Genomic DNA, 13480 nt, shown 5'->3' with positions numbered 1-13480 from the left:
ACGTAGAGAACATGTTCGCCGCGAGGGAAAGGAAGGGGGATGCCATGAGCCGTGAACAAGCGATCCTTGTCGGCTGCCAGCTCGCTGGTGTCGATGATGAACGGTTTCGCTATTCGATGGAGGAGCTCGCTTCGCTCGTTGCGACGGCGAACGGCGAGGTTGTGGCAGAGTTGACGCAAAAACGTGAAGCGCCGCACCCGGCGACGTATATCGGCAAAGGGAAAACGGAAGAGCTCGCCGCCATAGTCAAGCAGCTGGAACCGGACGTGGTTATTTTCAACAGCGAGCTCTCTCCAAGCCAAGCGCGCAATTTGACGAAAATGCTTGGCGAGGTGAAAGTGATTGACCGGACGCAGCTGATTTTAGACATTTTTGCAAGGCGCGCCCGCTCAAAAGAAGGAAAGCTGCAAGTCGAGCTCGCCCAGCTGGAGTATATGTTGCCGCGCCTTAGCGGTCAAGGAGAGGCGCTATCCCGCTTGGGCGGCGGCATCGGCACGCGCGGCCCGGGGGAGACGAAGCTCGAGACCGACCGCCGCCATATTCGCCGCCGCATTGACGACATTAAAGCTGAGCTTGTGCGCATTGCTGAGCATCGAGGGCGCTACCGCGAGCGCCGGCAAAAAAACCAAGCGTTTCAAGTGGCGCTCGTCGGCTATACAAACGCCGGCAAATCAACGATTTTCAATCGGCTGACCGCCGCCGATTCGTTGGAAGAAAACTTGTTGTTTGCCACGCTCGACCCGTTGACGCGCAAATGTGTCTTGCCATGCGGCTACACGGTGCTTGTCACCGATACGGTCGGGTTCATTCAAGATTTGCCGACGACACTTGTCGCCGCGTTCCGCTCGACGCTCGAGGAAGTGACGGAAGCCGATCTATTGCTTCACGTCGTCGATTCGTCTCATCCGGATTACGTTGCGCACGAGCGAACGGTGTCGCGGCTGCTCGCTGAATTAGGGGCTTCTTCCATTCCGATGGTCACGGTGTACAATAAAAGCGATCAAAAAGCGTCGGAATTCATTCCGACAACGACTGCTTCCATCATGATCAGCGCGCTTTCCGCCGCCGACATTGACCGGCTCCGCTATTTTCTTGAAGAGGCGGTGAAACAGCAAATGGCCCGTTACGACGTGTCGATCCCAAGCGGTGAAGGAAAATTGCTCGCTCGGTTAAAATCGGACACCATTTTGCACGAATGGCATTATAATGAACAGGGAGGCACGTACGACTGCCAAGGGTACGTGCTGCCGACGCACCCCTTGTATGGGGAGCTGCAATCATTCCAACGGTAGAAAGGGTTCATCTATGTTTTGGACACAATGGAGACACGGAGAAACCATCGCTCTTCTCATCGAGGAAATCGAAGCACAAATCGCGCCGATTCACCGCCGCATCGATGAACTGGTCGACGTCAACCAATACCGCGTGCTTGAGAGCTTCCGTCGCCATCAAGTGAGCGACGCCCACTTCATTCCGTCAACCGGTTATGGGTATGACGATGCGGGCCGCGATACGCTCGATCGCATTTTCGCTGATGTGTTTGGAGCGGAAGCGGGGCTTGTGCGCCCGCAAATCATTTCCGGCACGCATGCGATTGCGATCGCGCTGTTTGGCGTGTTGCGCCCGGGCGATGAGTTGCTTTACATCACGGGCGCTCCGTACGATACGCTTGAGGAAATCGTCGGCGTCCGCGGCCGCGGCGTCGGCTCGCTGAAAGAGTTTGGCATTCGTTATCGCAGCGTGCCGCTCACAGCGGAAGGGATGGTCGATTTTCCGGCCGTTCGCGAAGCGATCCATGAGCGGACGAAAATGATCGGCATTCAACGTTCGCGCGGCTATGCGGACCGGCCGTCGTTTACTGTCGAAGAGATCGGCGACATGATTGCATTCGTCAAGTCGATCAAACCGGATGTCGTCGTGTTTGTCGACAATTGCTACGGAGAATTCGTCGAGGAGAAAGAGCCATGCCATGTCGGCGCCGATTTGATGGCCGGCTCGCTCATTAAAAACCCGGGAGGGGGCTTGGCGAAAACGGGCGGCTACATTGTCGGCAAGCGGGAATATGTGGAGGCGTGCGCCTATCGGATGACCTCGCCGGGCATTGGAGCGGAAGTCGGTCCGTCGCTTTACAGCTTGCCGGATATGTATCAAGGCTTTTTCCTTGCGCCGCACACCGTGGGTCAGGCGCTCAAGGGGGCGGTTTTTACGGCGGCGATGCTCGAGCGGATCGGACTAAAAACCTCGCCATCGTGGAAGGCGAAGCGCACGGATTTGGTTCAGTCCGTCCGTTTTGACGATCCGGAACAAATGGTGGCGTTTTGCCAAGCGATTCAGGCTTCCTCCCCGGTCAACGCTCATTTCACTCCGTATCCGAGCGACATGCCCGGCTATGAAGACAAAGTGATCATGGCCGCCGGCACGTTCGTCCAAGGGGCAAGCATTGAGTTGACGGCCGACGGGCCGTTGCGCCCCCCATATGTCGCGTATGTGCAAGGCGGATTGACGTATTCGCATGTGAAAATCGCCGTCTGTTCCGCCATTCAGCGTTTGCTTGAACAGCGGTTGATTTGTTTGTGAGGAAACATCACGTTTCATTGACTCATTTCCTAACATTATGGTAAAATAAAGGTATCAAAAGCGAGGAGGAATTGGCATGAGCAGCCAAATTCGTCGTTCCATGCCATTGTTTCCGATTGGGATTGTGATGCAGCTGACCGACTTGTCGGCTCGGCAAATCCGCTATTATGAAGAGCACGGCCTCGTTTCGCCAGCGCGCACTGAAGGCAACCGGAGGCTGTTTTCGCTCAATGACATTGACCGCTTGCTGGAAATTAAAGATTTGATCGACCAAGGCGTCAACTTGGCGGGCATTAAGCAAATTTTTGCCGCGCGGGAGGAAGGACGCCACCAGCAGGCGGAGAAAGTCGAAAAAGTAGGAAAACCGAAGCTGTCGGACGAAGAACTGCGCGAAATTTTGCGGAATGAATTGCTGCAGGCCGGGCGGTTCCAGCGCGCATCGCTTCGCCAAGGAGATCTCGCTCGCTTCTTTCATTAATGACGGAAAATGATTTCCGAGCCGGGGAGGAGTTTGGACATGGCAAAATATACGCGTGACGACATTCTACACATCGTCAAAGAGGAAAATGTCAAGTACATCCGCCTGCAATTCACCGATATTTTGGGCACGATCAAAAACGTCGAAATTCCGATCAGCCAGCTGGAGAAAGCGCTTAACAACAAAATTATGTTTGACGGGTCGTCGATCGAAGGATTTGTCCGCATCGAAGAGTCAGATATGTATTTGTATCCGGACTTGGATACGTTCGTCATTTTCCCGTGGACTTCAGAAAAAGGAAAAGTCGCCCGCTTTATCTGCGACATTTACAACCCGGACGGCACGCCGTTTGAAGGCTGTCCGCGCTATAACTTGAAGCGGATGCTGAAAGAGATGGAGGCGCTTGGCTTCAACGCCTTTAACTTAGGAGCTGAGCCGGAATTCTTCCTCTTCAAGCTGGACGAAAAAGGACACCCGACGATGGAGCTGAACGATCGCGGCGGCTATTTCGATTTGGCGCCGACCGATCTTGGGGAAAACTGCCGGCGCGACATTGTGCTCGAGCTTGAGGAAATGGGGTTTGAAATCGAAGCGTCCCATCATGAAGTCGCCCCGGGCCAGCATGAGATCGATTTTAAATACGCTGATGCCGTAAAAGCGTGCGACGACATTCAAACGTTTAAGCTCGTCGTCAAAACGATCGCCCGCAAACACGGATTGCATGCGACCTTTATGCCGAAGCCGATTTTTGGGATTAACGGTTCAGGAATGCATTGCAACCTGTCGCTGTTCCGCAACGGTGAAAACGCCTTTTTCGATCCGAACGGCGACTTGCAGTTGAGCGATACGGCGCGGCAGTTTATCGCCGGTGTGCTGAAGCATGCGCCGAACTTTACGGCGGTGACGAACCCGACCGTCAACTCGTACAAGCGGCTTGTTCCAGGCTATGAAGCGCCGTGCTACGTCGCTTGGTCGGCGCGCAACCGCAGCCCGCTCATCCGCATTCCAGCTTCGCGCGGCATGAGCACGCGCATTGAGGTGCGCAGCGTCGACCCGTCGGCCAACCCATACTTGGCCATGGCGGTGCTTTTAGCCGCTGGGCTTGACGGCATTCGCAACAAGCTCACTCCTCCGGCGCCAGTGGATCGAAACATTTACGTCATGACGAAAGAAGAACGGCTCGAAGAAGGCATTGTCGATTTGCCGGCAACGCTGCATGAAGCGTTGGAAAACTTGAAGTCCGATGAAGTGATGATTCACGCGCTCGGCAAACATTTATTCGAGCATTTCGTCGAAGCGAAAGAAATTGAGTGGGATATGTATCGGACAACGGTTCATCAATGGGAATTGGACCAATATATGGAACTCTACTGATTCATAAAAAAGCTGCCCTGAAAAAAACGGGGCAGCTTTTTTATGGGCGCAGGCCGGCACGAGTCAGTCGAACAGGCGATAGACGCCGATCACTTTGCCGAGAATCGTGCAGTCGCGGACGATGATCGGCTCAAGATGGGCGTTTTCCGGCTGCAGGCGGATGTGGTCTTTTTCCTTGAAAAACCGCTTCACCGTCGCCTCGTTGTCTTCCGTCATGGCGACGACGATGTCGCCGTTGTTGGCCGATGACTGCTGGCGGACGATGACGTAGTCGCCGTCGAGAATGCCGGCTTCGATCATGCTGTCGCCCATCACTTCAAGCATAAACAGCTGCTCCTCGCCGGCGGCGAGCCGCTTCGGCAGCGGAAAGTAGCCTTCGATGTTTTCCACCGCTGTAATCGGTTGGCCGGCCGTCACCTTGCCGATGATCGGCACCGAGATGATCTCCTCTTTTTCTCTCTCCTTGGCCATATCGTTGTCCAAAATTTCAATGGCGCGCGGCTTTGTCGGGTCGCGGCGGATGTACCCTTTGCTTTCTAGGCGCGCGAGATGCCCGTGGACCGTCGAACTTGACGCCAGTCCAACCGCTTCCCCAATTTCCCGCACCGACGGAGGATAGCCTTTTGTTTTTACTTCCTGTTTAATAAACTCTAAAATTTGCTGTTGTCGTTTTGACAGTTTCGTCATTGTTTCACACCTCTCGCCACATCATTTGCCTTCATTATACCATGCGGAAGACGAAAAAACAAACATAGGTTCGAGTTTTTTATTGACACAAACAAATGTTCCTGGCTATAATGAAGGAAAGCGAACAAACATTCTAGAAAGGGTGGGAGGGAATGAGGAAAACGTTGCTGCACTATGTTTTGTTTTCATTTTTGTTTGCGCTCGTGTTGGCAGGGTTCGTTTACGCCAGCAGCCCGGTCGATAAAAAAGAATACGTGACGATCACGGTCGCTCCCGGCGATACGCTTTGGGGGCTGGCAAAACAGTACGAACAGGAACACCATATGCCGCCTGATGAGTTCATCCGCTGGGTCGTCGATGTCAACCATTTGCCGAGCCCGCGTCTTGCCGCCGGTGAACAAATTGTCATTCCTGTGTTAAAATCAAAGCAGGGCGGCTCGGTGGCCGTCAATCAGTGATGGAAAGAAGGGATTGGCCATGAGGGCGGTCATTTACTGCCGCGTCAGCACGGACAAAGCTGAACAGGAAACGTCGCTCGCGAGGCAACGAGATGAGCTCGAGCAGCTGGCGGCCGAGTGTGGATTTGAAGTCGTGAAAGTGATCGCCGAGCAGGCGAGCGGTTATGAAGCCGACCGCGACGGCGTGTTGGAGCTGCTTTCGCTTTGCGAGGAAGGCGAGGTCGATGTGCTGCTCATTCAAGATGAAACGCGGCTTGGGCGCGGCCATGCGCGCATGGCGGTGCTGCATTGCTTGAAAAAGCAAGGGGTGAAAATATACAGCGCCAGCCACCGCGGGGAGATGCCGCTGTCGGAGGCCGATGAGATGGTGTTATCCATTATCGCTATTGTCGAGGAGTACCAAAGAAAAATACATAACGCCAAAATTAAGCGTGGCATGCAGCGAGCCATCGCCAGCGGCTACCGACCGGAGCGGAACCTAAGGCGCCGGGGCGAAAACGCCGGGCGCGATCGAATCGATCTGCCGGTTGAGGAGATCGTCCGCTTGCGCGAGCGCGGACTGACGTTTGCCGATATCGCCGCGACGATGCGAAGCTTCGGCTACGAGGTGTCCAAGGCGACCGTCCATCGGCGTTACCAGGAATATATGGACGAGCAACAAAGGCGGCGTTGATCGTGTACTGCGCCTGGCCCTAAAGCGGCGAGCGGGCAAAGGAAACCAAGATGCCATCGTTGCCATCTTCCCGGTTGATCAGATAAGATAAAACAGAGTGAGAATATGGCAGATAGGAGAAGATGATCAATGCTTGCCAAACATAAATTAGCCCGCATCAATGAACTGGCGAAAAAAGCGAAAACGGCCGGCTTGTCGGCCGAAGAGGCTTTCGAGCAAGCGAAGCTGCGCCGTGAGTACATTCAAGCGTTCCGCAAGGCGATGACCGATATGCTCCATACAGTGACCGTCATTGACCCGAGCGGCAACGACGTGACGCCGAAAAAATTAAAGGAAAGCCAGCGGCGGCGCTTCCATTAAGCCGCGAAAAAACAGACGGCGTCTCGTTTGTCCCGAAGGAGGAAATAAACGTTGTACAAGGAATCTGATTTTCTATATGATAGTAAATGACACCATGTTGATGAAAGGGAGGAAGACGATGGCGCATTCAATCGAGGAGTTGGCGATTACCACCATTCGAACGCTGTCGATTGACGCGATCGAAAAAGCGAAATCCGGGCACCCGGGCATGCCGATGGGCGCGGCGCCGATGGCGTACACGCTTTGGACGAAATTTATGAATCATAACCCAGCGAATCCAAACTGGTTCAACCGCGACCGGTTTGTCTTGTCAGCCGGGCACGGGTCGATGTTATTGTACAGCTTGCTTCATTTAAGCGGCTACGACGTATCGATGGATGATTTGAAACAATTCCGTCAATGGGGAAGCAAAACGCCGGGCCATCCGGAATACGGCCATACGCCGGGCGTGGAAGCGACGACCGGCCCGCTCGGCCAAGGGATTGCGATGGCGGTCGGCATGGCCATGGCGGAACGGCATTTGGCTGCTACATACAACCGCGACGGGTTTGAGATCATCAATCATTATACGTACGCCATTTGCGGCGACGGCGATTTGATGGAAGGAGTGGCGAGCGAAGCTGCGTCACTCGCCGGCCACTTGAAGCTCGGCCGTCTGATCGTCCTGTATGACTCGAACGACATTTCGCTGGACGGGGAGCTCAACCTGTCGTTCTCGGAAAACGTCGCCCAACGTTTCCAAGCGTACGGCTGGCAATATTTGCGCGTTGAGGACGGCAACAATATTGAAGAAATCGCCAAAGCGCTCGAGGAGGCGCGGGCGGACCTCAGCCGGCCGACGCTCATTGAAGTAAAAACGACGATTGGCTACGGCGCGCCAAATAAAGCGGGCACGTCCGGCGTCCACGGCGCTCCGCTCGGCGCCCAAGAGGCGAAGCTGACGAAGGAAGCGTACCGCTGGACGTTTGCTGAAGATTTTTATGTACCGGAAGAAGTATATGCCCATTTCCGAGAAACGGTGCAAGAGGCCGGTGCGAAAAAAGAAGCGGAATGGAACGAACAGTTCGCCGCGTACGAACGGGCGCATCCGGAGCTGGCTGCCGAGCTGAAGCGGGCGATTGAAGGGAAGCTTCCGGATGGCTGGGAGGCGGCGCTGCCGGTGTATGAAGCGGGCAAAAGCCTGGCGACCCGCTCATCGTCCGGGGAAGTGATCAACGCCATCGCCAAAGCGGTGCCGCAATTGTTTGGCGGTTCGGCGGACTTGGCAAGCTCGAATAAAACGCTCATCAAAGGCGGCGGCAACTTCTTGCCGGACAGCTACGAAGGGCGCAACATTTGGTTTGGCGTGCGCGAGTTTGCCATGGGGGCGGCGCTGAACGGCATGGCGCTTCACGGCGGGTTGAAAGTGTTCGGAGGCACGTTCTTCGTGTTCTCTGACTATTTGCGTCCGGCGATCCGCTTGGCGGCGCTGATGGGCTTGCCGGTCATCTACGTCTTGACGCACGACAGCATCGCCGTCGGCGAAGACGGGCCGACGCACGAGCCGATCGAACATCTCGCTTCGCTTCGGGCGATGCCGAACTTGTCGGTCATCCGTCCGGCTGACGCAAACGAAACGGCGGCAGCATGGCGGCTGGCGCTCGAATCGACGGACAAGCCGACTGCGCTCGTCTTGACGCGTCAAGATGTGCCGACGTTGGCGGCAACAGCTGAGTTGGCGTATGAAGGCGTGAAAAAAGGTGCGTACGTCGTTTCACCGGCGAAAAACGGCGCTCCGGAGGCGCTGTTGTTGGCGACTGGCTCGGAAGTCGGTCTGGCCGTCAAAGCGCAAGAAGCGCTCGCCGCTGAGGGCATCCATGTCTCCGTCATCAGCATGCCATCGTGGGACCGCTTCGAAGCGCAGCCAAAATCGTACCGCGATGAAGTGCTTCCGCCGGCCGTGACGAAGCGGCTCGCCATTGAAATGGGCGCGTCGCTCGGTTGGGAGCGCTACGTCGGCGCCGAGGGCGACATTTTGGCCATCGACCGATTCGGTGCTTCCGCTCCGGGAGAGAAAATCATGGCCGAGTATGGCTTTACGGTTGACAACGTCGTCCGCCGCACAAAAGCGCTGCTCGGCAAGTAACCGGGAAAGCTGCCCTTGCGTTGTTGCAGGGGCAGCTTGTTTTTGTGAAAGATGGCTGCGCCTTGGTCAAGTATTTTCGGGGTTGAATCGAGGGCAAAGGCTTGTTCATGACGTGTTGGCCTGTTTGCGGCCGCATGGCCACCGCAAACAAAAATCGACAATGTTAGTGAAAAAACTTGCCGTTAATAGACATATTTTTCCCCTTTCCTTTTCTATAATAGAAAATAGATGAACAGAAATGGGGGATGGGGCATGGTCCGCTATTGGATTTATTTGTTGAATGACGATGTGGCGTCGCATTACCGCCATCGGGCAGAAAAAATTGTCGAACTGCTTCGTGAGCATCAATACGCGAAAGCGCCGCTGAAGGCGATTTGCCGCAAGCAAGTCGAATTTATCACCGAACGGCTGTCATTTTCGCGCCTGGAACTTGGCTTAAAGCAATATTTTGCCGGCCGCGTCGGCAAAAATTTGGAGCGCAATATGTTTGTTTTGCAAAACGACGCCGGCGAGGAAGCGTTGCTTGTCGTGCAAAAGCGCCGCTTGCTTCTTGTCGCTGACAGCGCGCCGCTTGCCGCGGACATCGGGCGGGCGCTCGCTCGGCTTTCGCCGACGTTTTTGGCGGTCGACGCCGATTTTGTCGATTACTACTGGCTGTCTGCGCCTCGGCAAGGAAGAAAATTTGCGTAATGAAAAGATTTTTGTCGCGAAATATTGTCTAATGACGCATCGTTTAGTACACTGTTAGGGAGACAACAAGAAGGAGGAAAATCGCTGTTATGTGGGGTACGATTCTCGTTGGCGTGCTGGCGCTCATCGCCGGGGTGGCGATCGGATTTTTCGTCGCCCGCAAAACGATGATCAATTATTTGAAGAAAAACCCGCCGATCAATGAACAAATGATTCGCATGATGATGATGCAAATGGGCATGACTCCGTCGCAGAAGAAAATCAACCAGATGATGAAAATGATGAACAATCAACTGAAATAAGCGAAACGGACACTCGATCGAGAGTGTCTTTTTATTTTGCCAAAATGTTCTTTCAAAATTTTTCTAGTTTTGTTACAATAATATGGCGATTGTTCGTCAGCCAAATGAAAGGAGGGCGGGCCTTATGCGCGTGTTTCGCGATTTGTTTTGGTTTTTCCGTCAAGAAAAGAAGGCGTATATCACCGGCATTTTCGTGCTTGTCATCGTGGCGTTTTTGGAGACAGTCCCGCCGAAAGTGATCGGCTTGTTGGTCGATCATATGAAAAACGGCACGATGACAAAAGAAGTGCTCATCCGCTGGATCGCCGTCCTCGCCGCCGTTGCGGCGGCGCTTTACGGGCTCCGCTACGCTTGGCGCATTTTCATTTTCGGTTCGGCGGTCAAGCTTGCCCGCCAGCTGCGCAACGAGCTGTATCAGCATTTTACGAACATGTCGCCGTCGTTTTACCAGCGGAAGCGGATCGGCGATTTAATGGCCCATGCGACCAACGATTTGCAAGCGATTCAGCAGACGGCCGGAAGCGGCATTTTGACGCTTGTTGACTCGGTGACGCTTGGCGGGTTTGTGTTGGCAACGATGGCGTTTTCGATCAGCTGGAAGCTGACGCTCATCAGCCTATTGCCGATGCCCGTGATGGCGGCGGCGACGAGCCGCTATGGGACGATGCTCCATCGTCGGTTTTTAACGGCGCAAGCGGCGTTTTCGTCGCTGAACGACAAGGTGCAGGAAAGCGTCAACGGCATCCGCGTCATCAAGGCGTTCGGCTATGAGGAACACGATGTCGAGGCGTTTCGCCGTCAATCGGAAGACGTCGTGGCGAAAAACGTTGCCGTCGCCAAAATTGACGCCTTGTTTGATCCGACGATCGGGCTGCTTGTTGGGCTGTCATTTTTTCTCGCTGTGGCGTTTGGCAGCCAAATGGTTTTGGCGGGCGAATTGACGATCGGCGAGCTTGTGTCGTTTACGACCTACCTTGGCCTGCTTATTTGGCCGATGTTGGCGTTCGGCTGGCTGTTTAACATTGTTGAGCGAGGGCGTGCTTCGTACGACCGGGTGCGGGCGCTGTTGGCTGAACAAGATGAAATCAACGAACGTCCGGATGCCCTTCACATCGCTCCGCAAGGCGACATTGAGTATGATGTTCGTCAATTTGCCTATCCGGGGGAGGCGAAGCCGGCGCTTCGGGGCATTCGTTTTCAGCTCAAGCGTGGGGCAACGCTTGGCGTCGTCGGCAAAACGGGGGCGGGAAAAACGACGTTGCTTCGCCTGCTGCTGCGCGAGTTTGACGGCTATGACGGCGAGATTCGCTTCGGCGGCCGCGACATCCGCGATTATACGCTTTTCGCGCTCCGTTCGGCGATCGGCTACGTGCCGCAAGACCATTTCTTGTTTTCTGCCTCCATCCGCGACAACATCGCCTTTGCCAAGCCGGAAGCCGGAGAGGACGAGGTCGTACGGGCGGCGCGGCTGGCCGACATTCATGATGACATTTTGCAGTTTCCCGACGGGTATGAGACGGTCATCGGAGAGCGCGGCGTTTCCCTATCCGGTGGGCAAAAACAGCGGCTGTCAATCGCCCGGGCGCTTCTCATTGACCCGGAAGTGCTCATTTTTGATGACGCGTTGTCGGCCGTGGATGCGAAGACCGAGGCGCGGATTTTAGCGGCGCTCAAACAGGAGCGGCGCGGAAAAACGACGATCATCGCCGCTCACCGTTTAAGCGCGGTTGAGCATGCCGATTGGATTCTCGTCCTTGACGGGGGGCGAATTGTGCAGGCCGGAACGCACGAGCAGCTGATGGCAGAAGGCGGCTGGTATCGTGACATGCACCGACGCCAGCAGCTTGAGGCGCTTGCGGAGTAACAACAGGTCTGAACGTTCGAGCTCTCGCCAAAAACGAGCGGAGCGAAAAACCTGAAAATACAAGTTGTTTGTAAGATAGGGGGAAGTGGATGAACGACCGATGGTTGACAACAAAAGAGCAGCGGCGCGTCTTATGGCGGCTGCTCGCTTATATGGGAAGATACAAAAAAGAAACTGCGCTTGCGTTTGCGCTTCTTCTGTTGGCAACGGCCGGGGAGCTTTCCGGCCCGTATTTGGTGAAAGTGTTCATTGATGACTATTTGGTGCCGGGCCGCCTCGCTTTTGGACCGGTGGCGGCGCTGGCGGCCGCCTATCTCGGCGTGCTCGTCTTGAAAACGATCATTTCCTACTTCCAGCTTGTCGAGTTTCAGCGGCTCGCTTTGTACGTCATTCAAGCGCTGCGGATGGATGTGTTTGCGAAAGTGCACCGGCTCGGGATGAGCTATTTTGACCGGACGCCGGGCGGAAGCATCGTTTCGCGGGTGACGAACGATACAGAAGCGATCAAGGACATGTTCATCAGCGTCCTAGCGGCCTTTGTGCAAAACGGCTTGTTTGTCATCGGCGTGTTTGTCGCCATGTTTTCGCTTGATGCTAAGCTTGCGTTGTTTTGCCTGTTCATCCTCCCGGCGATCGCGTTCATCATGCACACATACCGCCGCTACAGCTCAGTGTTTTATCAAGAGATGCGCGAACGGCTGAGCGAACTGAACGCCAAATTGAACGAATCGCTGCAAGGAATGGCCGTCATTCAAGCGTTCCGCCAGCAGCGCCGTTTATATCAAGAGTTTGCCGCCGTCAATGAAGCGCATTACAAGGCGGGGATGAAAAACATCCACCTTGATGGACTGCTGCTTCGACCGGCGATCGATGTGGTGTATATGTTGTCGATCATGGTTGTGCTCAGCTTTTTTGGCATCACGGCGCTTGATGGCCCAGTTGAGATCGGCGTGCTGTATGCGTTTGTCAACTATTTGGAGCGCTTTTTCGAACCGGTGACGCAAATGATGATGCGCCTGTCTCTTTACCAGCAGGCGATCGTTTCCGCCTCTCGCGTGTTTGCCCTTCTTGATCATCAAGAAGAGGCGCCGGCCAATCCAAATTGGTCGCCGCATGTGATCGAGCGCGGGGAAATCGAATTTCGGGATGTCAGCTTTTCCTACGACGGCAAACGGGATGTGCTGAAACGGCTGTCGTTTGTCATCCGTCCAGGTCAGACGGTCGCGTTTGTCGGCCATACTGGCAGCGGCAAAAGTTCGATCATCAACTTGCTCATGCGCTTTTATGAGTTTGACCGCGGCGATATTTTGCTTGACGGCCGGTCGATCCGCGATTACTCGCGCGCCGAGCTGCGCCGCCGCCTCGGCCTTGTCTTGCAAGATCCGTTTTTGTTTTACGGGACGGTCAAAGAGAACATTCGCATGTATAATCAGGAACTGGACGACGAAGCCATTAAGGAGGCCGCTCGGCTCGTGCAGGCCGATGCGTTTATTGAGCAATTGCCCGGCGGCTACGACCATGTGCTCGCCGAGCGCGGGGCGACGTTATCAAGCGGTCAGCGCCAGCTTCTTTCCTTTGCTCGCACGATCGCTGCTGATCCGAAAATTTTGGTGCTCGATGAGGCGACCGCCCATATTGACACCGAAACAGAGGAAGCGATTCAAGATGCGCTCATGCGCATGCGGAAAGGGCGGACGACGATCGCCATCGCCCACCGTCTATCAACGATTCAAGACGCTGATCAAATTTTCGTCCTCCACCGCGGCGAAATCATCGAGCGCGGTACGCATCAGCAACTGCTGGCGCAAAAAGGGCTTTACTACCAAATGTACTTGCTGCAAAACGGCCTCGTCGACGTCCATGCGTAAATGGCGGCGTTTTGCCGCCCCTGC

At 55.0% G+C, this 13480-nt stretch carries 13 protein-coding genes; 12 read left to right on the top strand and 1 reads right to left on the bottom strand.

Annotated elements, in window-relative coordinates; translation table 11 throughout:
* Window positions 1–44: 44 nt before the first annotated feature.
* From hflX to glnA, 4 genes are all read left to right on the top strand, one after another.
* Entirely contained in the window at window positions 45–1292 is a 1248-nt protein-coding gene (gene hflX, locus ACVX3G_RS13795; RefSeq protein ID WP_014195508.1) for a GTPase HflX, read from the top strand.
* Between the two features lie 13 nt (window positions 1293–1305).
* Window positions 1306–2577 (top strand): methionine gamma-lyase family protein, encoded by a 1272-nt coding sequence (locus ACVX3G_RS13790; RefSeq protein WP_011230824.1) that lies wholly within the window; start codon window positions 1306–1308, stop codon window positions 2575–2577.
* A 76-nt stretch (window positions 2578–2653) separates the two neighbouring features.
* Complete coding sequence (locus ACVX3G_RS13785) at window positions 2654–3055, top strand: MerR family transcriptional regulator (RefSeq protein WP_011230825.1); 402 nt, start codon at window positions 2654–2656, stop codon at window positions 3053–3055.
* Window positions 3056–3094: 39 nt separating this feature from the next.
* Entirely contained in the window at window positions 3095–4429 is a 1335-nt protein-coding gene (glnA, locus tag ACVX3G_RS13780; RefSeq protein WP_011230826.1) for a type I glutamate--ammonia ligase, read from the top strand.
* 63 nt (window positions 4430–4492) lie between these two features.
* Here the strand turns inward: glnA and lexA are convergent, their stop codons facing one another.
* Complete coding sequence (gene lexA / locus ACVX3G_RS13775) at window positions 4493–5116, bottom strand: transcriptional repressor LexA (RefSeq protein ID WP_011230827.1); 624 nt, start codon at window positions 5114–5116, stop codon at window positions 4493–4495.
* Window positions 5117–5268: 152 nt separating this feature from the next.
* On the opposite strand from lexA, the gene yneA reads away from it, so the two are divergent.
* From yneA to ACVX3G_RS13735, 8 genes are all read left to right on the top strand, one after another.
* A complete protein-coding gene (yneA, locus tag ACVX3G_RS13770) occupies window positions 5269–5574 on the top strand; it encodes a cell division suppressor protein YneA (RefSeq protein WP_011230828.1) in 306 nt (101 codons plus the stop codon).
* A 19-nt stretch (window positions 5575–5593) separates the two neighbouring features.
* Entirely contained in the window at window positions 5594–6247 is a 654-nt protein-coding gene (locus tag ACVX3G_RS13765) for a YneB family resolvase-like protein (protein WP_011230829.1), read from the top strand.
* A 129-nt stretch (window positions 6248–6376) separates the two neighbouring features.
* Window positions 6377–6607, top strand: a complete 231-nt coding sequence (locus ACVX3G_RS13760) for a DUF896 domain-containing protein (protein WP_011230830.1) — start codon at window positions 6377–6379, stop codon at window positions 6605–6607.
* 118 nt (window positions 6608–6725) lie between these two features.
* Window positions 6726–8732: a transketolase gene (gene tkt, locus ACVX3G_RS13755; protein ID WP_023634179.1), complete on the top strand. Its 2007-nt coding sequence runs from the start codon at window positions 6726–6728 to the stop codon at window positions 8730–8732.
* A 252-nt stretch (window positions 8733–8984) separates the two neighbouring features.
* Window positions 8985–9422 carry a sporulation inhibitor of replication protein SirA gene (gene sirA, locus ACVX3G_RS13750; protein WP_011230832.1) on the top strand — a complete coding sequence of 146 codons (438 nt, stop codon included), beginning with the start codon at window positions 8985–8987 and terminating at the stop codon, window positions 9420–9422.
* A gap of 89 nt (window positions 9423–9511) precedes the next feature.
* On the top strand, window positions 9512–9724 hold the full coding sequence (locus ACVX3G_RS13745; protein WP_011230833.1) for a YneF family protein: 213 nt from the start codon (window positions 9512–9514) through the stop codon (window positions 9722–9724).
* A gap of 124 nt (window positions 9725–9848) precedes the next feature.
* The gene (locus tag ACVX3G_RS13740) at window positions 9849–11588 is read left to right on the top strand and encodes an ABC transporter transmembrane domain-containing protein (RefSeq protein WP_014195510.1); all 1740 of its coding nucleotides are present in this window, start codon (window positions 9849–9851) and stop codon (window positions 11586–11588) included.
* 89 nt (window positions 11589–11677) lie between these two features.
* On the top strand, window positions 11678–13456 hold the full coding sequence (locus ACVX3G_RS13735) for an ABC transporter ATP-binding protein (RefSeq protein ID WP_023634181.1): 1779 nt from the start codon (window positions 11678–11680) through the stop codon (window positions 13454–13456).
* Window positions 13457–13480: the final 24 nt, after the last annotated feature.

Source organism: Geobacillus sp. PLS 41, assembly GCF_056494105.1.
Note: the sequence above shows the minus strand (reverse complement) of the source record. Positions and strands in the feature narration are given on the sequence as shown.